General features: G+C 61.1%; 26 protein-coding genes. 19 read left to right on the forward strand and 7 right to left on the reverse strand.

The features are described from left to right. Positions 1 to 162: 162 nt before the first annotated feature. The 6 genes from cobA to FHX15_RS03570 are packed head-to-tail and all read left to right on the forward strand — an operon-like array spanning position 163 to position 5247. The gene (cobA, locus tag FHX15_RS03545; RefSeq protein ID WP_184393715.1) at positions 163 to 1011 is read left to right on the forward strand and encodes a uroporphyrinogen-III C-methyltransferase; all 849 of its coding nucleotides are present in this window, start codon (positions 163 to 165) and stop codon (positions 1009 to 1011) included. After that, positions 1008 to 2315 (forward strand): cobyrinate a,c-diamide synthase, encoded by a 1308-nt coding sequence (locus FHX15_RS03550; protein ID WP_184393717.1) that lies wholly within the window; start codon positions 1008 to 1010, stop codon positions 2313 to 2315. Before cobA ends, FHX15_RS03550 begins: the two co-directional genes overlap by 4 nt. Further along, positions 2312 to 3313: a threonine-phosphate decarboxylase CobD gene (gene cobD / locus FHX15_RS03555; RefSeq protein WP_184393719.1), complete on the forward strand. Its 1002-nt coding sequence runs from the start codon at positions 2312 to 2314 to the stop codon at positions 3311 to 3313. Before FHX15_RS03550 ends, cobD begins: the two co-directional genes overlap by 4 nt. Beyond that, positions 3310 to 4290, forward strand: a complete 981-nt coding sequence (cbiB, locus tag FHX15_RS03560) for an adenosylcobinamide-phosphate synthase CbiB (protein WP_184393721.1) — start codon at positions 3310 to 3312, stop codon at positions 4288 to 4290. Before cobD ends, cbiB begins: the two co-directional genes overlap by 4 nt. 2 nt (positions 4291 to 4292) lie before the next feature. Further along, positions 4293 to 4649: a hypothetical protein gene (locus FHX15_RS03565; RefSeq protein ID WP_184393723.1), complete on the forward strand. Its 357-nt coding sequence runs from the start codon at positions 4293 to 4295 to the stop codon at positions 4647 to 4649. 34 nt (positions 4650 to 4683) lie between these two features. Further along, positions 4684 to 5247: an Imm42 family immunity protein gene (locus tag FHX15_RS03570; RefSeq protein WP_184393725.1), complete on the forward strand. Its 564-nt coding sequence runs from the start codon at positions 4684 to 4686 to the stop codon at positions 5245 to 5247. A gap of 14 nt (positions 5248 to 5261) precedes the next feature. Here FHX15_RS03570 and FHX15_RS03575 read toward each other — a convergent pair whose 3' ends face one another. Together FHX15_RS03575 and FHX15_RS30875 are read right to left on the reverse strand one after the other, a co-directional pair. Next, entirely contained in the window at positions 5262 to 6452 is a 1191-nt protein-coding gene (locus FHX15_RS03575) for an MFS transporter (RefSeq protein ID WP_184393727.1), read from the reverse strand. A 14-nt stretch (positions 6453 to 6466) separates the two neighbouring features. Continuing rightward, positions 6467 to 6610 carry a hypothetical protein gene (locus FHX15_RS30875; RefSeq protein WP_246778859.1) on the reverse strand — a complete coding sequence of 48 codons (144 nt, stop codon included), beginning with the start codon at positions 6608 to 6610 and terminating at the stop codon, positions 6467 to 6469. 267 nt (positions 6611 to 6877) lie between these two features. On the opposite strand from FHX15_RS30875, the gene FHX15_RS03585 reads away from it, so the two are divergent. Genes FHX15_RS03585 through FHX15_RS03595 form a run of 3 tightly spaced genes read left to right on the forward strand, consistent with a single transcriptional unit; the run spans position 6878 to position 8589 of the window. Continuing rightward, positions 6878 to 7204 carry an ArsR/SmtB family transcription factor gene (locus tag FHX15_RS03585; RefSeq protein ID WP_184393729.1) on the forward strand — a complete coding sequence of 109 codons (327 nt, stop codon included), beginning with the start codon at positions 6878 to 6880 and terminating at the stop codon, positions 7202 to 7204. Between the two features lies 1 nt (position 7205). Then, complete coding sequence (locus FHX15_RS03590) at positions 7206 to 7661, forward strand: SRPBCC domain-containing protein (RefSeq protein ID WP_184393731.1); 456 nt, start codon at positions 7206 to 7208, stop codon at positions 7659 to 7661. Between the two features lie 19 nt (positions 7662 to 7680). Then, the gene (locus FHX15_RS03595; RefSeq protein WP_184393733.1) at positions 7681 to 8589 is read left to right on the forward strand and encodes an agmatinase; all 909 of its coding nucleotides are present in this window, start codon (positions 7681 to 7683) and stop codon (positions 8587 to 8589) included. Positions 8590 to 8622: 33 nt separating this feature from the next. Here FHX15_RS03595 and plsY read toward each other — a convergent pair whose 3' ends face one another. Next, positions 8623 to 9282, reverse strand: coding sequence for a glycerol-3-phosphate 1-O-acyltransferase PlsY (gene plsY, locus FHX15_RS03600; RefSeq protein ID WP_184394024.1), 660 nt, complete (start codon positions 9280 to 9282; stop codon positions 8623 to 8625). 141 nt (positions 9283 to 9423) lie between these two features. Between plsY and FHX15_RS03605 the strand changes: the two genes are divergently transcribed. Both FHX15_RS03605 and FHX15_RS03610 read left to right on the forward strand, forming a co-directional pair. Then, positions 9424 to 10926: a winged helix-turn-helix domain-containing tetratricopeptide repeat protein gene (locus FHX15_RS03605; RefSeq protein ID WP_184393735.1), complete on the forward strand. Its 1503-nt coding sequence runs from the start codon at positions 9424 to 9426 to the stop codon at positions 10924 to 10926. A 134-nt stretch (positions 10927 to 11060) separates the two neighbouring features. Next, on the forward strand, positions 11061 to 11489 hold the full coding sequence (locus tag FHX15_RS03610) for a L,D-transpeptidase (RefSeq protein ID WP_184393737.1): 429 nt from the start codon (positions 11061 to 11063) through the stop codon (positions 11487 to 11489). A gap of 5 nt (positions 11490 to 11494) precedes the next feature. Here the strand turns inward: FHX15_RS03610 and FHX15_RS03615 are convergent, their stop codons facing one another. Continuing rightward, entirely contained in the window at positions 11495 to 12217 is a 723-nt protein-coding gene (locus tag FHX15_RS03615; protein WP_184393739.1) for a Crp/Fnr family transcriptional regulator, read from the reverse strand. A 416-nt stretch (positions 12218 to 12633) separates the two neighbouring features. On the opposite strand from FHX15_RS03615, the gene FHX15_RS03620 reads away from it, so the two are divergent. The 7 genes from FHX15_RS03620 to FHX15_RS03650 all read left to right on the forward strand — a co-directional run bounded on the left by FHX15_RS03620 (position 12634) and on the right by FHX15_RS03650 (position 19070). Continuing rightward, positions 12634 to 12912: an acyl carrier protein gene (locus tag FHX15_RS03620; RefSeq protein WP_007814022.1), complete on the forward strand. Its 279-nt coding sequence runs from the start codon at positions 12634 to 12636 to the stop codon at positions 12910 to 12912. Positions 12913 to 13026: 114 nt separating this feature from the next. Then, positions 13027 to 13521, forward strand: coding sequence for a 3-hydroxyacyl-ACP dehydratase FabZ family protein (locus FHX15_RS03625; protein ID WP_184393741.1), 495 nt, complete (start codon positions 13027 to 13029; stop codon positions 13519 to 13521). Next, positions 13522 to 14727, forward strand: coding sequence for a beta-ketoacyl-ACP synthase (locus FHX15_RS03630; RefSeq protein WP_184393743.1), 1206 nt, complete (start codon positions 13522 to 13524; stop codon positions 14725 to 14727). It abuts the gene before it with no gap. A 12-nt stretch (positions 14728 to 14739) separates the two neighbouring features. Continuing rightward, entirely contained in the window at positions 14740 to 16026 is a 1287-nt protein-coding gene (locus FHX15_RS03635; protein ID WP_184393745.1) for a beta-ketoacyl-ACP synthase, read from the forward strand. 152 nt (positions 16027 to 16178) lie between these two features. After that, on the forward strand, positions 16179 to 17207 hold the full coding sequence (locus FHX15_RS03640) for a zinc-binding dehydrogenase (RefSeq protein WP_184393746.1): 1029 nt from the start codon (positions 16179 to 16181) through the stop codon (positions 17205 to 17207). Positions 17208 to 17212: 5 nt separating this feature from the next. Beyond that, the gene (locus tag FHX15_RS03645; protein ID WP_184393747.1) at positions 17213 to 18148 is read left to right on the forward strand and encodes a lipid A biosynthesis lauroyl acyltransferase; all 936 of its coding nucleotides are present in this window, start codon (positions 17213 to 17215) and stop codon (positions 18146 to 18148) included. 199 nt (positions 18149 to 18347) lie between these two features. Then, a complete protein-coding gene (locus FHX15_RS03650) occupies positions 18348 to 19070 on the forward strand; it encodes a PAS domain-containing protein (RefSeq protein WP_184393748.1) in 723 nt (240 codons plus the stop codon). A 2-nt stretch (positions 19071 to 19072) separates the two neighbouring features. Here the strand turns inward: FHX15_RS03650 and FHX15_RS03655 are convergent, their stop codons facing one another. From FHX15_RS03655 to FHX15_RS03665, 3 genes are read right to left on the reverse strand one after another with little or no spacing between them, the layout of a single operon-like run. Continuing rightward, positions 19073 to 19435, reverse strand: a complete 363-nt coding sequence (locus FHX15_RS03655) for a VOC family protein (protein WP_184393749.1) — start codon at positions 19433 to 19435, stop codon at positions 19073 to 19075. Position 19436: 1 nt separating this feature from the next. After that, positions 19437 to 19835 carry an SRPBCC family protein gene (locus FHX15_RS03660; RefSeq protein WP_184393750.1) on the reverse strand — a complete coding sequence of 133 codons (399 nt, stop codon included), beginning with the start codon at positions 19833 to 19835 and terminating at the stop codon, positions 19437 to 19439. 59 nt (positions 19836 to 19894) lie between these two features. Then, on the reverse strand, positions 19895 to 20680 hold the full coding sequence (locus FHX15_RS03665; RefSeq protein WP_184393751.1) for a DUF6597 domain-containing transcriptional factor: 786 nt from the start codon (positions 20678 to 20680) through the stop codon (positions 19895 to 19897). A gap of 155 nt (positions 20681 to 20835) precedes the next feature. On the opposite strand from FHX15_RS03665, the gene gndA reads away from it, so the two are divergent. Then, positions 20836 to 22266 (forward strand): NADP-dependent phosphogluconate dehydrogenase, encoded by a 1431-nt coding sequence (gene gndA / locus FHX15_RS03670; protein ID WP_184393752.1) that lies wholly within the window; start codon positions 20836 to 20838, stop codon positions 22264 to 22266. Positions 22267 to 22321: the final 55 nt, after the last annotated feature.

Below are 22321 nucleotides of genomic sequence, written 5' to 3' on the forward strand. Positions count from 1 at the left end.
TCGGCCTGTCTTTCATTTTGGAATTAAATCAATCTGTTAAATACTTTTCCTTTGAATTAGATTCCGCTTCTTTCGGAGTTGATTCAGCTCCGTTTCGTCAACTTGCAGTGCGCGACTGTTGACGCCGTTGACCTCGTCATCTGGCGGGCCTAGATCAGCGGGATGATCGATCACGCATTCTCACATCTGCCGGCGCTGGAGCCGGGCAGCGTTTGGCTCGTTGGAGCGGGTCCCGGCGATCCCGGCCTGCTGACGCTCTTGGCTGCCAAGGGGCTCGCGGAAGCCGATGTGATCGTCCATGATGCGCTGGTCAACGAGGACTGTCTGAAGCTCGCGCACTCCGGCGCGGAGCTCGAATATGCCGGGAAACGCGGCGGCAAGCCATCCGCAAAGCAGCGGGATATTTCGCTCCGGCTGGTAGAGCTGGCGCGGGCGGGCAAACGCGTGCTGCGGCTGAAGGGAGGCGATCCCTTCGTCTTCGGGCGGGGCGGGGAAGAGGCACTGACGCTGGTCGAGCACAATATTCCCTTCCGCATCGTGCCGGGCATTACCGCCGGGATCGGCGGGCTTGCCTATGCCGGCATTCCGGTGACGCATCGCGAGATCAATCATGCCGTGACTTTCCTGACCGGCCATGATTCCTCCGGCATCGTGCCCGATGCGATCAACTGGGAAGCGATCGGCAAAGGGTCGCCGGTGATCGTCATGTATATGGCGATGAAACATATCGCCCAGATCAGCGCCAATCTCATCGCGTCGGGCCGTTCGGCATCCGAACCAGTGGCCTTCGTCTGCAATGCGGCGACCGGCGCGCAGCAGGTGCTGGAGACGACGCTTGGCGAGGCGACCGAAGCCGTTGCGGCTTCCGGGCTGGAGCCGCCGGCGATCGTCGTGGTCGGCGAGGTGGTGCGGCTGCGCGCCTCCCTCGATTGGTTGGGGGCGCTTGGCGGGCGGCGGCTGCAGCCCGATCCTTTCAGGCATGCCAATGGCCAAAGGAAGGAGACGGCATGAGCGGGTTGCTGATCGCTGCACCATCCTCCGGCTCCGGCAAGACGACGGTCACACTCGGGCTGTTGAGGGCGCTGCGCCGGCGCGGCGTAGCCGTTGCACCCGGAAAGGCCGGCCCTGACTATATCGACCCCGCTTTCCATGCGGCGGCAAGCGGTACTCTCTGCCTCAATTTCGATCCCTGGGGCATGCGGCCGGAGCTTATTTCGGCCAACGCAACCCTGCACCGCTCGGGCGACCGTGTCCTGCTGATCGAGGGCATGATGGGCCTGTTCGACGGGGCGGCGGACGGGCGCGGCACGGCGGCGGAACTCGCCGCCCAACTCGGGCTTTCCGTCGTGCTCGTCGTCGATGCCTCGCGCTTGTCGCAATCGGTCGCCCCGCTCGTCAGCGGTTTTGCCGGTTTTCGAGCCGATGTGCGCATTGCCGGCGTGATCCTGAACAAGGTCGGCAGCGATCGGCATGAGGCGATGTTGCGCCAGGCGCTGGAGGCGATCCGCATGCCTGTCGTCGCCGTCATCCGCAAGGATGCGATGCTAGCGCTGCCGGAGCGGCATCTCGGCCTTGTGCAGGCGGGCGAACATGCAGCACTCGAGGAGTTCATCGATTATGCCGCGGATGCCGTTTCCGAAGAGTGCAATTTCGAATTCCTGATGCGCATCGCGCGGCAGGGCATGAACCGGCCGTCCGCCGCCAATATCGCCCGGCTGATGCCCTTCGGCAGCCGCATTGCCGTTGCCCGCGATATCGCCTTTGCCTTCTGCTACGAGCATATGCTGCTCGGCTGGCGGCGGCGCGGGGCGGAGATTTCGTTCTTTTCGCCGCTGGCGGATGAAGCGCCGGCAGCGGACGCCGATGCAATCTATATGCCGGGCGGTTATCCCGAGCTCCATGCCGGCAGGCTTTCGGCCGCGCAGAATTTTGCTGCAGCGATGAAGGCTGCGGCGGCACGCGGCGCGCGCATCTATGGCGAATGCGGCGGCTATATGGTGCTCGGCGACGGGCTGATCGACGGGGGAGGCGTGCGCCATGAAATGCTCGGCCTGCTGCCGGTCGTCACCAGCTACCAGGTGCGGGAGCGGCATCTCGGCTATCGCCGTGTGACGCCGCTCGAAGGTGCCTTCTTCGACAAGGTAATGACCGCGCATGAATTTCACTATTCCACCATCGTTTCCGAGGGGGAGGCCGACCGGCTTTTCGCCACGCAGGATGCACTTGGAATTGATCTCGGCCCCGCGGGTCTGCGGCGCGGGCAGGTGGCAGGCTCCTACATGCACCTGATCGACCTTGCGGGGACAGCATCGTGAATGCGCCGATCGTTCATGGCGGCGGCATTACTGCCGCGGCGGCCGCTTTCGGCGGGCGCGTGGAAGATTGGCTCGACCTTTCCACAGGTATCAATCCCAACCCGGTTCCGCTGCCGGAAATCCCCGCAGCGGTCTGGCATCGGCTGCCGGACCGGCACCTTGTCGAGACGGCGCGATATGCTGCGCGTGATCATTACTGCAGCGCGCCAATCCTGCCGCTTCCGGTTCCCGGTACGCAATCGGTGATCCAGCTTCTGCCGCGGCTCCTGCAACCGGGCAAGCGGGTGGCGATCCTGTCGCCCACCTATGGGGAATATGCGCGGGCTTTCAGCCTTGCCGGTTTTGTCGTCGACGCGGTCAGCGATATCGATGATATCAGCGCGGAGCATGGGCTGGCAGTTGTCGTCAATCCGAACAACCCTGATGGCCGCGTTTATAACCCCGACAGGCTGGAGGCGCTGCATGAGCGTCTCAAGGAAAGTGGCAGCTTTCTTGTCGTGGACGAGGCTTTCGGCGATACCAGCCCGGAAACGAGCCTTGTGCCGCGAGCGGCCGGGCTTTCGAACCTCATCATCTTCCGCTCCTTCGGCAAATTCTTCGGCCTTGCTGGGCTGAGGCTCGGCTTTGCCATTGCCCGCAGCGATATTCTCGCGCGCTTCGACGACTGGCTCGGCCCCTGGGCGGTGTCCGGGCCGGCGCTTTTTCTGGCCGGTTCGCTGCTCATTACGGATATCTCGGGCATTGTCAGCTCGATTGCGGAAAGGCAGGCGGCGCTTCATGCCGTGCTTGCCGGCGCGGGGCTCGATATCGCCGGCGGGACGGCACTTTTCACGCTCGTTGCCGACGCCAGAGCCGGCGATATTTACACTGACCTTTGCCGCCATCATATTCTCGTCCGCCGGTTCGATTACGCGCCGGACTGGCTGCGCTTCGGACTTGCGCCTGGCGCTGCCGACGATGCGAGACTGGCTGCAGCCCTGCGGAGCTTTGACCGATGAGTTTGGACGAACATTTTCTCGTGCTGGTTCTGGCACTGCTGCTCGATCGCATCATCGGCGATCCGCAATGGCTGTGGGTGCGCGTGCCGCATCCGGTTGCGATTTTCGGTCGGGCGATCGGCTATTTCGATCAGCATTTCAACCGCGAGAGCCTGAGCAAGGCGCAGCGCAAACAGAATGGCGTGGTAGCAATCCTGGCGCTGTCGGTGCTCGCCATCATCACCGGGCTGGTGCTGCACTGGTTTTTCAAGCTCCTGGGGCCTGTCGGCATCCTGCTCGAAGTTTTCTGCGTGGCGATCTTCCTGGCACAGAAGAGCCTGTCGGATCATGTCGCGGCGGTTGCCACGGCGCTGCGGGCCGAAGGTCTCGTCGGTGGCCGCAAGGCAGTCTCGCGCATCGTCGGGCGCGATCCGGAAACGCTGGATGAGCCGGGTGTATGCCGCGCGGCAATCGAGAGCCTCGCCGAGAATTTCTCCGATGGCGTCGTCGCACCGGCGCTCTGGTATGCGATCTTCGGGCTGCCGGGCCTGTTCTTCTATAAGATGCTGAATACGGCGGATTCGATGATCGGGCACCGGTCCGATAAATATGTCGATTTCGGCTGGGCCTCGGCCCGGCTCGACGATATCGCCAACTGGCCGGCCGCACGCCTGTCGATCCTACTGATCGCCGTCGGCGCCGGCATCCGCCGCGGCACGTCGGCCTTCAGCGATTCCTTCCGTGTGGGCCTGCGCGACGGCAAGCTGCACCGCTCGCCGAATTCCGGCCGTCCGGAAGCAGCCATGGCCGGCGCGCTCGATCTTCAGCTGGCCGGCCCACGCGTCTATTCGGGTGTGGTCGTGCGCGAACCGATGATCAACGGCACCGGCCGGGATGTGGCGACGGCGGGCGATGTCGAGGACGGGATTTCGGTTTTCCAGGCAAGCTGCATGTCGCTGACGCTGCTCGCTTTCGTGGCTTTCGTCTGCCTGTTGTGACGATGTCCTATCCGGAAGAAAAACTGTGGGACAAGATCAATCACGGCTGGACGCGCATGTCTTTCCGGCAGCGGCGTTTCTGGGATGTGATCCGGCGGCCGCCCGAGGAATGGGAATTGCGCGGCTATGATCGATGCTGGGTCGTGGCACTGATCGGCTCGACGGTGATCTATTACAATCAATTCGAATATGGCTTCAATCGATCGGCATGGACGCAATATGGTGTGATCGATCACTTCCAATCCCTGCAGGATGAACTGGATGAAGCCGTTCAGCGGCAACTCGACGTTCTGGATACCGGAAATGATGTGGGTCCCTGGGCGAGTCCGCCGATATCAGGCGAATATTCCAAGGACTAGCCCAGAGGATCATCATGTGGGGAGATAAGAAACTGTGATCGTCGGAAGCAGCAGCGTTTTCGCCCTTGAAAGCGAGATCACGCAAGCGGTGCCGAATACAGGGCAACGCGCGCTAGGTTTCTTCCTAATTCACATCGCGAGCCGGGCTTTTGGCGTCAAAGAACCCGACGCAGCGATGTTGGGATGCTCGTTCGGAGAGGTCAATAACCGTTTGCAGCGCCGCGGCACGCATTCTTTCGCCGTTGCGGACTATGCTGATGCCGCCCAGATTGCTCAAGCCTATCTAGATGCCATTTATCGCGATACGTCGCGAACCGATTATTTTGGGCTTTCGCAGCAGGGATTTGTCGATGCGTTTCATTCCAGCGCCGTAAGATGGGCGCCGGATGGCGACGAGGCATTTGATGATGGGAGCCATGTTCTGCAGTTTGATGTAGGCAACAGAGTTCGGCTTATCGGCTTCATCAATACGGACTCTCCCGAGGACGTATCTGCCACCATCAAGGAGATATGGCTGGACGCCGATATCTTCTACGATGTTCTGTCACGCTGGAAAGATCTGTTTGCCTCAGCGTGGGAAAATCGGTTGCTGGCATAGTGCTTATCCGCACGTCATCTCTTCACCATCAACACCACCACCAGTGCACCGCTCAGCAGGCCAAGCGATAGTGGCAGGCCGTGGTGCCCGATGATCTGCATCGCCATGCCCGTCGCCGGCGAGCCAAGGATCCCGCCGAGGCCCCAGACGAGGGCGAAGGCGGCGTTGCCGGCGATGAGGGACGAGCCTGTGAAGCGTTCGCCGAGCTGGATCAGCGACAGGGTGTACAGGCCGAAGGAGACTCCGCCCCAGAGGAAGACGAGTGGCCAGATCAGCCATGTGTCGAAGCTTGGCGAAAGCAGCAGGCAGGCAGCGAGGCAGATGAGGACGCAGAAGAGCAGGGTTCGTCGCGAGCCGAACCGTTCGGCCAGACGCCCGAGCAGGATCTGCAGGACGGCATTCCCTGTGATGAAACAGGTAATGAGGGAGGCGATCCGCTGTTCATCGCTGCCGAATGCTGTGCCATATACCGCAAACAGCGAGAGCAGGACCTGCTCGAAGGCGGCAGCGGTAAAGACCGCAAACAGGAGAAGCGGCGCAAGCGCGAAGAAGCTGGCGACCGAGATGGCTTCACCCTCTTGCGGCATGGCGGGCAGACGCGCGACGACTGCGTGCACGATCAGGCCGCAGAGGAGGAAGGCGGCGATGCCGATCAGGAAGGGCGGCAAGCCTTCAGTACCGGCGAGGCCGAGAGACAGCGGGCCGAGCGCGAAGCCTCCCGAAACGATCGAGGAATAGAGGCCCATGATGCGGCCCCGGTACGACGCTGGCGTGAGCGAGACCAACCAGGTTTCGCTGATCACGTAAAGCGGATTGGCGAAGAAGCCGAGCAGGAAGCGCAGCGGCATCCAGGCCCAGACATTCTGCATCGAGGCGATGGCGGCAAGGGTGAGGGCGGCAAGCACAGAGCAGAGGATCGCCAGCCGCTCTGCGGGGATGCGCCGCGAGAGTGCGGGAACGAGGGGCGCCGAGACGATGAAGCCGAGCGGTGTCATCGCCGCCGACAGGCCGATGAGGCCCGATGTCGTGTCCTGCCGTTCAAGGATGAAGCTCAGCAGCGGATAGGTCAGCCCCTGCGCCACGGCAAAAACGGTAACGGTCGCGATGATGCCCGCCATAGCGGCCCAAGGGATGGAGGCGTCTCTTAGCGATGTCGCGCTATTGCGTTCTTTGGCTGCGAGGGGAAGCGGGTGATCGTCGGTCATTGCTTCGTCTATCCTCACACGTGCCAGAAGAAGCTGGTGGCCTTTGTCCCAACCTCGTGTTCTGCCGGGCCGAGATCATCGATCAGGACATGGCTGATCTTCGACCTTTGCTTCCGCTCCCGACGGATGCGGATGCGCCAGTACCAGCGCGCGATCATGCTTCTCAGAGCGATGAGACTATGATGTCGGTGCGACGGTCTGCGATGCGAAGCAGATGCACGGGTGCAGCAATCGCTCATGATGACCTCCATTGAGATTGAAGGTTTAGAACCTTCGACTTCGAGCAAGCTCGGAGTCTGGAGGATGTGTCGAGCGCGGTACTTAAGCGCTTCCAAAAAGTTCTCAACAATTTCCAAAAGTGGACAAAAGGTATCTATTTGGCTACCTATATTGACGTCGAAGTCCTTCTGTGATCAGGTAGCCATATGGCTACCTATGAACCAAACCTGGCACGCATCTTTGGCGCCCTCTCTGATCCGACGCGGCTTGCGGTCGTCGAAAGACTTGTGAAGGGGCCCGCATCAGTCTCCGAGTTGTCCGAGCCCTTCGATCTGGCACGTCCTTCTTTTCTCAAGCACCTGCGGGTTCTCGAAGAGGCCGAGCTTGCAACATCGATCAAATCGGGCAGGGTTCGAACCGTCAGTCTCGCGCCGGATGCGCTGCGTTGGGTCGAGTTATGGGTGCACAAGCATCGCCAGGCCCTGGAAGGCAACCTCGATCGCCTGGCCACGTTTCTTAATCAGGAGCAATGAGATGACAAATCCGAGGCAAGTTCACGAAACGATCGTGATCGAACGCATCCTGCCGAATTGCCGCGACCATGTGTGGTCTGCCTGGGCGCTGATGGAAAAGAAGAAGGCGTGGCTCGGCCATGGCATGACCAAACTGGAGTTCTGGCCGGGCGGGGCCGAGCATCTCACGCATGTCTCGGATATGGGCACGCATACCAACGAAACCCGATATTTTGAGATCAAGGACCGTGAACGGATCGTCTTCGCCTATTCGATGGCGCTGAACGGGAGAGTTCACTCGGTATCGCTCGCCACCGTCGTCTTTGCGGATCACGGCGGCGGCACCCGACTGACCTATACCGAACAAATGTGCGTCATTCCCCCAAGTGACGGCGCCGAAGGCCGCAAACACGGATGGACGGCATTGCTAAAGGCGCTGGAGGATTTTCTGGCTATGGATACAAGCGTATCGGCGTGAGTGATCAGGGCAAAAGAACATGACCGGTTCATCTTCCTTTCTCAGCCTTCCCGATCGCCTCGCCGATGGCCGCAGGCCGCAAGCGGTAATCTTCTCCGCCGCCCACGGCAGCACCTATCCCGGCAAGGACAGCAGCGGCTATGCGCTCGCCGGGAATGCCATTCGTGCTGCGAGCCAGGAGGATGCCGGTCTCATCGAGCACTGGGATTTCGATCTCGGCGGCCCGCTTTTTGCCGGCGACCCGGTTTCCTGCGTCGACGCCGGTGAAATCGAGACCACCATGCATGACAATGAAGGCAACCGGGTGCGGATCGAAGCGAAGACGCGCGAGATCCTGGCACTATCGGCCGTGCCGATCCTGCTCGGTGGCGATGATTCCGTGCCCATTCCTTTTCTTGCCGGCTTTGCGGATCATGGACCGGTCTGGGTCCTGCAGGTCGATGCCCATATCGACTGGCGCGATGAACTTCACGGCGAGCGTTACGGCTATTCGAACCCGATGCGACGGGTCAGCGAGATGCCGCATGTGGCCGGCATCGTGCAGGTCGGTATGCGCGGCGTCGGCAGCGCGCGCCTGAGCGAGATCGAAGCGGCGTTGCGCTATGGCAGCCACCTCGTTACCGCCCGCGAAATCCATGCCGCCGGCGTCGAGGCCGCCTTGCTGCATATTCCCGAGGGCGCGCGGGTGGTTATCACTCTCGACTGCGATGGCCTTGATCCTAGCATCATGCCGGGGGTCGCAGCGCGCGTGCCGGGCGGGCTTACCTACACGCAGGTCATCGACCTGATTGCTGGCCTCGGCAGGCGGGCGCGCATCGCCGGCTTCGACCTGGTGGAGCTTTACCCACCAGCCGACATTGATGGCCTGTCGGCGCTGACAGCATCGCGCCTGCTCGTCAATGCGATCGGCGCCATCGTCCGGCAGTGAAGCCGGGCGTTCTCTCGCGGCAGATGGTGGCGATCAAGGGCTGCTTTGCCCGAGGCGCGGCTCCGTCCCTGACAACAGTCGTCTAATATTGGCACGGTGACGAAGGATAACGTACATGCCGCCAGCGATGACTAGCAGCCGATAAGGCAGCGGTTGCTCCAGCCCGCAGATGATGGCGATGGCCGTCAATGCCGCAAGCATCGAACTCAAGGAAACGATCCTTGAGATGCTGAGCGCAACGCCGAAAACCGCGACAGCGCCGACGCCGACGGGCCACGACATCGCCAGCAACACGCCGAGCCCTGTCGCGGCCGACTTGCCGCCGGTAAAATCCAGCCAGATCGAACGGCCGTGCCCCAGCAACGCGGCAAGCCCGGCTAGGCAAACAGCCCAGGCTTCGGAGCTTGGCAGATCAAGCGCCTGCGGCGCGAGCGGCGGCTGTGTCGAGATCCAGAGGTAAAACCAGCGGGCGAAAGCGACGGCGCCGACGCCTTTCAGCACATCGACCAGAAGAACGGCCAAAGCCGGCCATTTGCCGAGCGTTCTGAGCACGTTGGTTGCCCCGGTGGATCGGGAGCCATGCTGCCGGATATCGATCCCCTTGAGCAATTTGCCCGCCAGATAGCCTGACGGTATGGAGCCGAGGAGATAAGCGATCACCAGTCCAGCCAAACCTGCTATCCAGAGAATCATGGGAGTCACTGCCTCCCTCCAGCGGATTTACACTGGTCGCGAACGCGATGCCATGCGGGATGCGCAGGAAACGGGCAGGCTATTGCGGCATTATCGCCGACAAGGTTTCAACCGAACCTGAAAATCTCTAGGATGCGCGCCATGCAGGGAGCGCGCTTCGCCTTTGGTCCGTTTGTGCTTGATCTGGAGGCGGGGACGCTGCTTCGGGATGATAATCCCATTGGCGTTGGCCATCGCGGGATAAAGCTGCTCGCCGCACTCGTTGCGCGCCCCGGCGAAATCCTCGGCAAGGCCGAGTTGATGGATGCGGCCTGGCCGAGGATGGCGGTGGAGGAGGGCAATCTCACCGTCCAGATCGCGCAGCTGCGCAAGCTGCTGGGGGCGGCCGAGGATGGCGGGGAGTGGATCTCCACGTTTCCGCGTATCGGCTATCGCTTTAGGGGGACAGTCAGGCAGCTTGCCGGTGCGAAGCGAAAATCGCTGCCGCTGCCGGACAAGCCATCGATTGCGGTGCTACCCTTCATTGGCAGCGATCCAGAGCAGGATTTCTTTGCCGATGGCCTGACTGAGGATCTGATCACCGATCTTTCGCGCGTATCGGGCCTGTTCGTCATCGCTCGCAATTCGGCCTTTGCCTATAAGGGCAAGGCGGTGGATGTGCGCGATATCGCCGAGGAACTTGGCGTGCGCTACCTGCTCGACGGCAGCGCCAGGCGGGCGGGCGGGCGCGTGCGCATCAATGCCCGGCTGGTCGATGCGCTGACCGGCGAGCATCTCTGGGCGGAGCGTTATGATCGCAGCCTGGACGATATATTTGCGGTTCAGGACGAGGTGACAGGCAGAATCGTCGAGGCGCTGCTTGGCCGACTGCGTCCGCCGCCGCCACGCAATCGGCCGAAGAACTTCGAAGCCTATGATCTTTGCGTGCGGGCGCGTACGCTGATGGACGATGCGCCTCAAAGTGCCAAAGAAACGCAGTTGATGCTGACGCGGGCCATTGCCCTCGATCCCGATTATGCCGAGCCTTATCGCTGGCTTGCGCTCAACTACTGGATGGGCTGGGTGCATAGCGGCGGGCCATCGGAGGCGGATCGCGACAGGGCGCTGGAATTGGCGCGCAAGGCTGTGGCGCTCGATCCCAACGCTGCGGGCTGCCGCTGGGTTCTGGCTTATCTGCTCGCCTACGCGCGCCATTTCGCCGAGGCCGATGCGGAATTTGAAAAAGCCATCGAACTCGACCCGAACGAGGCCGATACCTGGGCGGCTATGTCTGATATCGCCGTGCTCGCCGGTCGGATTGACGAAGGTCTTCAGCATATCGGCAAAGGCTTCCGGCTGAACCCGTTTCCGGCCAGCTGGTATTATCTGACACTTGGCCAGGCGCAATATGCTGCCCGTGACTATAAGGCCGTCATCGAGACGCTGCATCGGGAGGAAACTTATCGTACGAGCTCACGCCGCTTCCTGGCGGCCGGTCTTGCGCAGCTCGGCCGGTTTGACGAGGCACGCGCGGAGGCCGAGCTGTTCCTTGTCGCCAATCCGCAATTTTCGATCAGCCATTGGGCCGAAACGGAGCCGTTTCGTGACGCTGCAACACTTGCGCATTTCGTCGATGGTTACCGCAAAGCCGGGTTTCCGGAGTGACTTCGCGTGCCGCAACCAGCCTGTTCTCGTTAAAAATGTGATTACCATTCGAGTTAAAGCAAAATACGCAGTATTGCCGTAGTCTCTTCTCCTGTTGGGCGAAAAAGCCTTTAGAGTTCCACCGAGGGGATACTATGAAGACGTTGTTTGCGGCTGCGACCGCGGTATTGTTGCTGCAGTTTTCTCCCGACGCAGCCAGGGCAGCTACGCTTGTCGCCAATATCAGCCTCAGCAAGCAGACGATGACCGTTACAGAGAACGGCTGGGTGAAATATCGCTGGAAGGTCTCGACGGCGCGCAAGGGTTACTTTACGCCGACCGGTTCGTGGAGCGCCAAATGGCTGTCGCGCGATCATCGCTCGAAGAAATACGACAATGCGCCAATGCCGTACGCCGTGTTTTTCAACGGGGGTTATGCCGTGCACGCAACGTTCGAACGCAAGCGGCTGGGTACGCCGGCCTCGCATGGCTGCGTACGGCTCGACCCGGCCAATGCCGCTGAATTCTTCTCGATGACCCAAGAAAACGGTCTCGCCAATACGCGCGTCGTCATCACGCGGTGACCCCATCACGCGGTGACCAGGCGCTCCAGCTCATCCATATCCGGAACCGTAATGTGACGGCTGTTCTCGATCCGGATGACACCCTGCTTGCGCAGCTTGGTCATCTGGCGGCTGACGGTTTCGATCGTCAGCCCCAGGAAATCGGCGATCTCGGCGCGTGAGAGCGGCAGGTCGAAAGCCGTGCTGCAGGTCGTTTCCGGCTCGGTATGCGTTGCGATGAGATGAAGAAGGCTGGCGACCTTTTCCTGGGCCGTGCGGCGGCCGAGCGTCAGCATCCACTCCCGTGCCCCATCAAGCTCCTTGAGCGCCTGGACATGCAGGTTATGCTGCAGTTCCGGCGTCTCCGCTATCATCCGGTCGAGCAGGCGGCGCGGGAAGACGCAGATTTCCGTCGGCGTGGCCGCTTCGGCTGACAGTGTGCTCTCGGGCACGAAGGGGCGACCGATGAAATCGGGGGCGAATTGGAGGCCGACGATCTGCTGGCGTCCATCCGGCATCACCTTGCAGAGCTTCACCACGCCATTCATGATGTTGGAATAGGAGGAGACATCTTCGCCCTGAGCAACGATCTCGCAGCCGGCGTCGAGCTTGCGGCGCGTCGAACGCCTGCAGAGTTCGCGCAGTTGCGCTGATGTCAGTGCGCTGCAAACAACGCCATGACGCGCCTCGCACACGCGGCAGGTTGCCGGAATGGTAACGTCAGGATCTTCATTGCGCGCGATATCCATATTCGATGCCCCAATCCGACGATATGGCCTGCATGCGTCTTACGCCTCGGCTCTGTCGTCATCTATCCCTATTTCTTGCGTTGCGTCTTGATCTTTATCAATTTCGACGCGATGCCAATTTGATCCAGATCAAACTCGCTGCCGATATCGAAGACGCGCGACATTGGAGTCCAGGGGGAGGACGGTCTCAACGCCGTCGAGGGGGGACCTTGCCGTCGCCGAAGCCGGAAAAGCTCTTAGCCGGGTGATCGCCTGGCGCTTCGATGCCTATCTGTGGCGGGCCAAAAGGCGCCATTCCATTGCTGTTTAAGCAACACTTTCCCGCCAAATTGGCTTGCAACCGGGACGAAAGCATTGGCTTTTGAAATGGATTTGCCTATGAGGGGGAGAATCTTCATTTCCAAGAGGTAGAGCGAGTGACCGCTACATTCGATAAAGTTGCCGATATCATTGCTGAAACCAGCGAGATCGACCGCGCAACGATCACGCCGGAAAGCCACACGATCGACGACCTCGGTATCGACAGCCTCGACTTCCTCGATATCGTTTTCGCCATCGACAAGGAATTCGGCATCAAGATTCCGCTCGAGAAGTGGACGCAGGAAGTCAACGAGGGCAAGGTTTCCACCGAGGAATATTTCGTGCTGAAGAACCTCTGCGCCAAGATCGACGAGTTGCGCGCAGCAAAGGCTTGAAGCAACATAACCGTGTTTTTTTCACGCCCTGCCGCCGTTGATATGGCGGCCGGGCGATTTTGTTCCTAAGTAGGCCTTCCGATGGGCTTTTGCCCGTCGCGCCGGAGAAGACTGATGCTGCTGGAATATTTCCAGATGATTGACCGCGTCGAGGCGGTGGACCTTGAGAAGCGCACGCTTACTGCGCGCTCGGTCGTGCCGGCCAAGAGCCCCGTTTTCGAAGGGCATTTCCCGGGCATGCCGCTCGTCCCCGGCGTGCTTCTCATCGAAACCATGGCGCAGGCCTCCGGCATGCTCGTGCTCGCCGCTACCGATTTTACCTCCATGCCCTTTCTGATGTCGGTCGATGGCGCCAAGATGCGCACTTTTGTCGAGCCGGAAGCGGTGCTCGACATCGAGGCCTTCCTCGAACATGACGGTTCCGGTTTTGCCGTCACCAAGGCAAAGATCACCAGCGGCGGCAAGAAGGTTTGCGACGCGCAGCTCAAATTGCGCACTATGCCTTTCAGCGAGATTCCGCTTGGCGATATAGTTAGGAAACGTGCTGAAGAGGTGGGCCTGATGGCTGCCGTCGCTCAGCAGGGGGCCAAGCCCCAGGGGAGTGAGTAGATGAGCAAGGCCGCCAATGACGTCGTGATTACCGGTGTCGGCATCGTGACCTGTCAGGGTGTCGGCAAGGATGCGCATATCGCGCTCCTGACCGCGGATGCCACGCCGAAGCCTGTCGTTGAGACGGACAAATTCAAACCCTATCCGGTTCATCCGCTGCCGGAGATCGACTGGTCGCAGCAGATCGCCAAGCGCGGCGATCAGCGCCAGATGGAAAACTGGCAGCGCATCGGTGTGTTCGCCGCCGGTCTGGCGCTCGACGATGCCGGTTTCAAGGATAATCTCGAAGCTTGCGGCACGATGGACATGATCGTGGCGGCCGGCGGCGGCGAGCGCGACATCAATGTCGATACGCTGATCGTCGACGAGGGCCTGAAGCGCAACGATCGCGAGCTGCTGCTCAACGAGAAGCTGACGACCGAGCTGCGCCCCACGTTGTTCCTGGCGCAGCTTTCCAACCTGCTTGCCGGCAATATCTCCATCGTTCACAAGGTGACCGGCTCCTCGCGCACCTTCATGGGCGAGGAAGCGTCCGGCGTTTCGGCCGTCGAGACTGCTTTCTGGCGCATCAAATCAGGTGAATCCACCCATGCACTCGTCGGCGGCGCCTTTGCCGCCGAGCGTCCTGACATGATCCTGCTGACGGAAGCAATCGGCGCGCATACGCGCGGCGAGTGGGCGCCGCTCTGGTCTCGCTCCGGGCTTGAAGGCGGCGGCATGATCACCGGTTCAGCCGGCGCCTTCCTGGTGCTGGAATCGCGCAACCATGCCGAAGCGCGCGGCGCGCATATCTATGCGACAATCGCTGCCGTCGAAGGCGACCGCGGCAATCGGGGTGCCGGCAATTTTGAAAAACGCATGGAGCGGCTTCTGAAGCCTGCCGCCGACCTCGCGGCAGAAACCACCGCGATCTTTTCCGGTTCGACCGGCATGCATGAGCTTGCGGCCCGTGAAAAGGCGGTGCTGGAGCATCAGCTTCCCGGTGCTGCGATCCGGGGCTTCGGCGGCGTTTCCGGCCATACGATCGAGGCGCAGTTCACGCTTGGCCTCGCATTCGCAGCCCTTGCCGTCGATACGAAGGCCAAGGTTCCGCCTTTCGATGCCGCGCATGAAGCGCCGATGAAGGCGGGCACTAAGGCCGCCGTCGTAACGACCGTCGGACATCAGCGCGGCGAAGGTGTCGCCGTTCTCTCGGCAGAAGCGTGAGGAGTGACTGAAATGACAGCGTCCGCTTACAGGGATCATCTCGGCCGGCCGATCGTTGCGGTCACAGGCATGGGCATCATCACCTCGCTCGGTCAGGGTTTGAAGGACAATTGGGCGGCTCTTTCGTCCGGCACATCAGGCATCCACGAGATCAGCCGTTTCCCGACCGAGGGGCTTTCGACGCGCATTGCCGGCACAGTCGACTTCATCGACATCCCTGTGCCGAACGCTGTCGAGCGCTCCTATGCGTTTGCCCGCGAGACGACCATCGAAGCGCTTGCCGATGCCGATATATCGGGTGATTTTAACGGCCCGCTGTTTCTGGCAGCCCCGCCGATCGAGCCGGAATGGAGCGCCCGTTTCGAGCTTGCCGACCGTTCGCCGGGCGCCGACCATCCGGGCGATGCCTACGAGCGGTTTTTAGCTGCCATGCGGCAGCGCCCCGATCCGGCCTTCCATGAAGCCGCACTCTTCGGCGCGATCTCCGAACGTCTCTCCGATCGTTTCGGGACGCGCGGCCTGCCGGTGACACTCTCGACCGCCTGTGCATCGGGTGTGACAGCGATCCAGCTCGGCATCGAGGCGATCCGCCAAGGCCGCACCGAGCGGGCGCTGACGGTTGCGACTGATGGTTCGCTGAGTGCGGAAGCGTTGATCCGCTTCTCCCTGCTGTCGGCGCTTTCGACGCAGAACGATTCTCCGACCAAGGCTTCTAAGCCCTTCAGCAAGGATCGCGATGGTTTCGTCATTGCCGAGGGTGCTGCGACCTTGGTGCTGGAATCTCTGGAATCGGCAATTGCCCGCGGTGCCAAGGTGCTCGGCATCATGAAGGGCGCGGGCGACAAGGCCGACAGCTTCCACCGCACGCGCTCGTCGCCCGACGGCGGCCCGGCGATCGCGACGATCCGCGCAGCCCTTGCCGATGCCGGCATGGGCGAGGACGATATCGGCTATATCAACGCCCACGGCACCTCGACGCCCGAAAACGACAAGATGGAATATGGCTCCATGTCTGCGGTTTTCGGCGAAAAGCTGGTCGGCATTCCGGTCTCCTCCAACAAGTCGATGATCGGCCACACGCTGACGGCAGCCGGTGCCGTCGAGGCGGTCTTCTCGCTGCAGACGATGCTGACTGGCACGCTGCCGCCGACGATCAACTACAACAACCCGGATCCGTCGATCGTTCTCGATGTCGTGCCGAACAGGAAGCGGGAAGCCCAGGTTTCGGCCGTGCTTTCCAACTCCTTCGGTTTCGGCGGACAGAACGCCAGCCTTGTCATGGCGCTCGAACCGGCTTAGAGACCCTCCTTGATTTTGGGACGAAGTGGTTTTTGACGTTATCCTCGGGCTTGTCCCGAGGATCTACCTGCGTCACCGGATGACCGCTGGCAGATGCTCGGGACAATGCCCAAGCATGACGACCATCCACGTAGAAGAAAGAACTATACATCATGCGCGCGCTGCAACTGATCGATGACCGCAAGCTTGAGATCACCGACCTGCCGGAACCGGATGCACCGGCCGCCGGCGAAGTGACGCTGCGCGTCAAGGCGGTTGCGCTGAATCATATCGATGTCTGGGGCTGGCGCGGCATGGCTTTCGCCAAGCGCAAGATGCCGCTCGTCATCGGTGCGGAAGCCTCCGGCGTGGTCGAAGCGATCGGCCCGGGCGTGGCCAACGTGCTGCCCGGTCAGCTTGTGTCGATCTATGGCGCGCGCACCTGCGGCCTCTGCCGTCCCTGCCGCGAAGGCCGTGACAATCTCTGTGAACATGTCTCCGGCGTGCACGGCTTCCATCTCGACGGTTTTGCGCAGGAGAAGGTGAACCTGCCGGCGCGCCTGTTGGTTCCGGCTCCTCCCGGTGTCGATGCGATCGGCGCAGCACTTGCGCCCGTCACGTTCGGCACAGTCGAGCATATGCTCTTCGACAATGCCAAGCTCGAGCCCGGCGAAACGATCCTCGTGCATGCCGGAGGTTCCGGCATCGGTACGGCGGCAATCCAGCTTGCCAAGAAGATCGGCTGCACCGTAATTACCACGGTCGGTTCCGACGACAAGATCGAGAAGGCCAAGGCGCTCGGCGCTGATCACGTCATCAACTACCGCACCGACCGTTTCGAAGGCGTGGTGCGTAAGCTCACCAAGAAGAAGGGCGTCGATGTCGTCTTCGAACATGTGGGCAAGGATACCTGGGCCGGCTCCATGCTCTCCATGAAGCGCGGCGGGCGTCTCGTCACCTGCGGCTCGACCTCGGGTGTCTCGACCGAGATGAACCTGATGATGCTCTTCCAACAGCAGCTGAAGCTGCTGGGTTCCTTCGGCTGCCGCATGGAGAACATGGCCGACGCCATGCAGAAGATGGGCCGCGGCCTCGTTCATCCCGTCATCGATACCGAAGTCGGGTTTGACGACATCGACCGCGCACTGGAGCGCATGGAAGGCCGCCAGATCTTCGGCAAGATCATCCTGAAGATGGACTGATCGGGTTGAAGCTTTTCGTCACCAGGATCGTTCTGGCGCTCAGGCATTTCCAGCAATGGCTGGCGGCGCAGCTGATGTTCGGCTTCCTGAACTTCCTGAAACTCTTTCCTGCCGATGGCGCTATGCGCTTTGCCGACTGGATGACGCGCCAGATTGGCCGGCGGCTGAAGCGCCATAAGCTGATGCTCTACAATCTGCGCCGGGCTTTCCCGGAAAAGAGCGAAGCGGAGCTGCAAGAGATTGCGCTCGAGAGCTGGGGCAATATGGGCCGGCTTGCGGCCGAGTATGTCTTCCTGGACCAGCTTTTCGATTTCGATCCCGAGAGCGACAAGCCGGGCAGGGTGGAAGTATCCGGTATTCCGATCTTCCTGGAGCTGCGCGACAATCCACGCCCTTTCATCGTCTTCACCGGTCATACGGGCAATTTCGAGCTGCTGCCAGTTGCCGGTAATGCCTTCGGCCTCAGCGTCACCGTGCTCTTCCGCCCGCCGAACAATCCGTATGTGGCGCAGAAAGTCTTCGATTTCCGCAGCGGCCGCATGGGCAAGCTGGTGCCTTCGCATGCCGGCTCCTCCTTTGCGCTGGCGCGCCAGCTCGAAGCCGGGCAGGGGGTCGGAGTGCTGGTCGACCAGAAGTTCGGCCGCGGGTTAAAGACGACGTTCTTCGGCATCGAGACCAAGACCAATCCGCTGTTGCCGAAGCTGGTGCGCCAGTTCAATTGCGAGGTCTATCCTGCTCGCTGCATCCGTCTTCCCGGCAATCGCTACCGGCTGGAGATCGAACCGAAGCTGGAGATGCCGCGCGACGAAAAGGGCAATCTTGATCTTCCCGCCACGGCGCAGATGATGAACGACAAGGTGGAGAGCTGGGTACGCCAATACCCCGCCCAGTGGTTGTGGTATCATGACCGCTGGGATATTAAACGTTCCGTCAGCCTATAAACTTCTGCCTGTAAGATTTTGCTCCTGATTTGTAATCGGTGAAAAGCGACAGGTACGCTTTGGTTGAAAATGAGCAGAGTTCATGTTATGCGTCTCTACTAGAGCGCGCAAAGTGCCTACCGTAAGGCGTAATCTTTCATTAAGCATAGGCCTTCGACCGGTTTCGGAACGTTTCTCAGGAAATGGATATGGAGGTATCTTGCTTGAGTTGTTCAGGGCCTTTTCCTTGCGCTGCGTGCAGATCGAGGAAGCGATAAGGCTAGGGGATGATGAGCGTGTGGAGGCGCTCGACCGCGATATTCAGCCGCTGGTCGAGGCAATCCTCGCCTGTAGGGCGTCCAGTCTCATCGAAGTCTATATGCAGCTTCAATTTATAAGCTATCTCATCGGCCAGGATGCCGATGACGGTGCTTTCGTGACGCAATATGCCGCTGTACTCTCCTATTTGCTCGACCGATATTTCGGCGCTCATGGGCCGGACTGGCGCGGGCCGCTGACGGCAGACATGAAGCTCAGGCAGCCGCCCGCCTATATTCCCGATACCGATAATGGGCAATTCCTCAATGCGGCGATCCTGCAGACGTTGCCGGACCGTGTGGCGGTGCTGACGAAGGATTACCGCTACCTGTATTCCAATTCCGCCAATTGCGCCCATCTCGGCAAGACTGCCATGCAGCTGATCGGCCGCCACATCGTCGAATTCATCGGGGAAGACCGCTTTGCCCACGGGGTGAAGGAAAAGCTCGATGCCTGTTTCGGCGGTATGTCGGTGGACTACGTATACGAGCGGGATGAACGCCATAATCGCTGCCGCATGGTGCCGCTCCGCGACGCAGCGAAGAAGGTGATGGGTGCGCTCATCACGATCCAGGGTCTCGGCCAGAATCTCGGCGCCGCGGCAACGGCAGACGCCGGCGCTTGACCTCAGTCTTTGCTCCAGACGGCTAGCTCGTAGCCGTCCTTGTCGAGAAAATGGAAGCGCCGGCCGCCGGGGAAGGGCGTGATCGGCTTTGCTATGGTGCCGCCGGCCTTTTCGACGCCGGCAAGCGCGTCTTCCAGCCTTTCGGCATAGAGGATGACGAGCGGGCCGCCTGATGAGCGTACGGGGCCGAGAGTGGTGAAGCCGCCCTTCAGCCTTCCGTCGTTGAACTCGCAGTAGTCCTCGCCATAATCGGTGAAGCTCCAGCCGAAAGCTGTGCCGTAAAAGGCTTTGGCCGCGCCGATATCGGTCACGTTGAACTCGACATAGTCGATGCGGCGGTCATTTTGAGCGTCGTTGCTGGACATTTTATTTCTCCATCATGGATTTCAGAGCTGCCAAATCCTTCTGGACATGGGCGGCGTCGGCGGCGAATTGTTCGTCGGTCATGCCCGGCAGGCGCAGCAGCGTGAACATTACCTCGCAGCCATCGCCATTCGGCACGATGCGCAGCGCGTTGTAGACGCGAAGACCCGATTCAATCGTGACGGTATGGTCGATAACGCCGAATTCGTTCGGCGGCACGAAACTTACCCGGACGCTGCCGAGCGGGCCGTGGGCGATCCAGTCCTCGCCATCAGGCTCCAGGCCGCTCGCAAGGCCGGAGGCCCAGAGTGGCATGTTCTCCGGCCTGCCGGCGAAATCATAAACATCGCGCCAGTCTCTTTTGATCGTCATGTGGACGATGCGGGCGGGCATTGTTTTCATCGGTCTGTCCTTTTTGCGCGAGACTAGCAGGCCTGCTTCCTGCGTCTTGAACGAAACGGTCAGCGGCCGCTCAATTGGTCGACGATGGCGGATGGCGTCAACGTCGTCAGGTCGCCGATCTCGCGGGTCATGTGCGCCTGGTCGGAAAAGCCGGATTCGAGGGCGAGGGCGGCCAGCGGCAGGGTCGCATCGGCCTGGCAGAGCGCCATGAAACGCTGCAGGCGGCGCACGCGCTCCAGTGTCTTGATACCGTAGCCAAAATGATGGTGGGCTCGGCGGCGCAACTGCCTCTCGCCGATATCGAGCTTCTGCTGCAGATCCCGTATGCGGTCCGTTCCGCTGTCGGCAGCGGCAAAAATCAGGCAGGCTTCGGGGTCAGCTTCCCTTTCATACCTTGCCAGCTCTGTCAGCAGGCTGGCGAAGAGCGAGAATTTCCCGTCTCGATCCGTAGAATCGGACAGGCGGGGTTCAAGGAGGGCGGCCTTTTTGGGCGCAAGGTCACGGAGAGGAACAGAAAGGCCGATGATTTCCGAGAGCGGGATCTTCAGCCAGCTGGCGCCGGCGCCGGGCGCAAACCGCGCACCGAGAATGCGCATCCCTGGCGTTACGGGCGGAAAGGCGGCCGTGCGGTCTGGACCGGCTACGAAGAGGCTGTCGTCGACGAGGAGCAGGTCGCAACAGCCGTCCGGTACGATGGCGAGAGGGCCTGCCGTCCTCAGCTCATGCGACCAGAGACAGCGGAAATGCGGGGCAAGTGCCGGCGGCGGCGTATATTCGCGATAGCGCCCGGCTGTGTTTGCGAGCAGCGGCTTGATATCGCTTTGCATGGCAGCGCTGACTGTCATTTCGGCCTCCCGAACCCCATTATATGGTGCTTGCCGCTCCATTCGAAAAGCCTGTTCCGCCTGCCTTTTTTCGACCCGAATTGACGTTGGCGACCTTGCCGTTTGGCCGAGAGAGTGCCACAACATCGCACCATTTCACTCATCGGAGGTTTGTCGTGGAAAAGGCAGAAATCGGACTGATCGGCCTTGCCGTCATGGGTTCCAACCTGGCGCTCAACATTGCGGAAAAAGGCAACAAGATCGCGGTTTTCAACCGCACGCCTGAAAAAACGGATGAATTCTACGAGAGCGCCGGCGATCTGAAGAAGCAGATTATTCCCTGCAAGACGATCGAGGAATTCGTCGAGGCGATCCGCCCGCCGCGCCCGATCATCATCATGATCAAGGCCGGCGAGCCGGTCGACCAGCAGATGGAGGCTTTGCGCCCGCATCTCGAAAAGAACGACATCATGATCGATGCCGGCAATGCCAATTTCCGCGATACGGTCGCCCGCTTTGACCGCCTCAAGGATACGGGTCTGACCTTCATCGGCATGGGTGTTTCCGGTGGTGAGGAAGGTGCCCGCCACGGCCCGTCGATCATGGTCGGCGGCACGGAGGATTCCTGGAAGCGGGTCGAAAAGGTGCTGACCTCGATTGCCGCCAAATACAATGGCGATCCGTGCGTCGCCTGGCTCGGCAATGACGGCGCCGGCCACTTCGTCAAGACGATCCACAACGGCATCGAATATGCCGATATGCAGATGATCGCCGAGATCTACGGCATCCTGCGTGATGGTCTCGGCAAGAGCGCGGCAGAAATTTCCGGCATTTTCGGCGAGTGGAACAAAGGCCGCCTGAACTCGTACCTGATCGAGATTTCCGAGAAAGTGCTTGCCGCCACCGACCCGATCTCCAAGACGCCGATGGTCGACATGATCCTCGACAAGGCAGGCCAGAAGGGGACCGGCAAGTGGTCGGCGATCGAAGCGCAGAACATGGGTATTCCGGCGACCGGCATCGAAGCTGCGGTCGCCGCCCGCAGCCTCTCCTCAATGAAGGAACAGCGCGAAGCCGCGCAGAAGATCTTCGGCGATCTCGGCGCTGCCTTCCCAGTCGCTTACGGCCCTGAGTTCAACAAGGATCTGGAGCTGGCGCTGTTTGCCGGCAAGATCGGCGCCTATGCGCAGGGCTTTGCCGTCATGGCCGAGGCCTCCAAGGAGTTCAACTGGTCGCTGCCGATGCCAACCATCGCCAAGATCTGGCGTGCCGGCTGCATTATCCGCTCGCAATTCCTCGACGAGATTACCAAGGCCTTTACCGATGCGCCTGACGCGGCAAACCTCATCGTCACTCCGGCCTTCTCGGCCATGGTCAAGGAATCGATCCCGGCGCTTCGCCGTGTCGTGACCGCCGCAATGACAGCCGGCCTGCCGGTTCCGGCGCTGGCTTCGGCACTGACCTATTTCGACGCCTACCGCCAGGGTCGCGGCACTGCCAACCTCATCCAGGCGCAGCGCGACTTCTTCGGCGCCCATGGCTTCGACCGCCTCGACGGCAAGGACTTCCACCACGGCCCCTGGGGCAGCGGTGCGTCGACCTTCTGAGGTGCGGATAGAGATGAAGAGCCCGGCCGTTGCGCCGGGCTTTGTTATCGCGCCT

Source organism: Rhizobium sp. BK650, assembly GCF_014195325.1.
Lineage (GTDB): Bacteria > Pseudomonadota > Alphaproteobacteria > Rhizobiales > Rhizobiaceae > Rhizobium.

Bases quoted from the DNA above. Each gene is read 5' to 3' on its own strand.
- FHX15_RS03565 (WP_184393723.1), top strand. From the start codon at position 4,293: ATGTCCTATCCGGAAGAAAAACTGTGGGACAAGATCAATCACGGCTGG.
- FHX15_RS03550 (WP_184393717.1), top strand. From the start codon at position 1,008: ATGAGCGGGTTGCTGATCGCTGCACCATCCTCCGGCTCCGGCAAGACG.
- FHX15_RS03615 (WP_184393739.1), bottom strand. From the start codon at position 12,217: ATGGATATCGCGCGCAATGAAGATCCTGACGTTACCATTCCGGCAACC.
- FHX15_RS30875 (WP_246778859.1), bottom strand. From the start codon at position 6,610: ATGATCGCGCGCTGGTACTGGCGCATCCGCATCCGTCGGGAGCGGAAG.
- FHX15_RS03635 (WP_184393745.1), top strand. From the start codon at position 14,740: ATGACAGCGTCCGCTTACAGGGATCATCTCGGCCGGCCGATCGTTGCG.
- FHX15_RS03590 (WP_184393731.1), top strand. From the start codon at position 7,206: ATGACAAATCCGAGGCAAGTTCACGAAACGATCGTGATCGAACGCATC.
- FHX15_RS03605 (WP_184393735.1), top strand. From the start codon at position 9,424: ATGCAGGGAGCGCGCTTCGCCTTTGGTCCGTTTGTGCTTGATCTGGAG.
- FHX15_RS03630 (WP_184393743.1), top strand. From the start codon at position 13,522: ATGAGCAAGGCCGCCAATGACGTCGTGATTACCGGTGTCGGCATCGTG.
- FHX15_RS03665 (WP_184393751.1), bottom strand. From the start codon at position 20,680: ATGACAGTCAGCGCTGCCATGCAAAGCGATATCAAGCCGCTGCTCGCA.
- FHX15_RS03655 (WP_184393749.1), bottom strand. From the start codon at position 19,435: ATGTCCAGCAACGACGCTCAAAATGACCGCCGCATCGACTATGTCGAG.
- FHX15_RS03625 (WP_184393741.1), top strand. From the start codon at position 13,027: ATGCTGCTGGAATATTTCCAGATGATTGACCGCGTCGAGGCGGTGGAC.
- FHX15_RS03595 (WP_184393733.1), top strand. From the start codon at position 7,681: ATGACCGGTTCATCTTCCTTTCTCAGCCTTCCCGATCGCCTCGCCGAT.
- FHX15_RS03610 (WP_184393737.1), top strand. From the start codon at position 11,061: ATGAAGACGTTGTTTGCGGCTGCGACCGCGGTATTGTTGCTGCAGTTT.
- FHX15_RS03575 (WP_184393727.1), bottom strand. From the start codon at position 6,452: ATGACCGACGATCACCCGCTTCCCCTCGCAGCCAAAGAACGCAATAGC.
- FHX15_RS03585 (WP_184393729.1), top strand. From the start codon at position 6,878: ATGGCTACCTATGAACCAAACCTGGCACGCATCTTTGGCGCCCTCTCT.
- cobA (WP_184393715.1), top strand. From the start codon at position 163: ATGATCGATCACGCATTCTCACATCTGCCGGCGCTGGAGCCGGGCAGC.
- FHX15_RS03660 (WP_184393750.1), bottom strand. From the start codon at position 19,835: ATGAAAACAATGCCCGCCCGCATCGTCCACATGACGATCAAAAGAGAC.
- plsY (WP_184394024.1), bottom strand. From the start codon at position 9,282: ATGATTCTCTGGATAGCAGGTTTGGCTGGACTGGTGATCGCTTATCTC.
- cbiB (WP_184393721.1), top strand. From the start codon at position 3,310: ATGAGTTTGGACGAACATTTTCTCGTGCTGGTTCTGGCACTGCTGCTC.
- FHX15_RS03640 (WP_184393746.1), top strand. From the start codon at position 16,179: ATGCGCGCGCTGCAACTGATCGATGACCGCAAGCTTGAGATCACCGAC.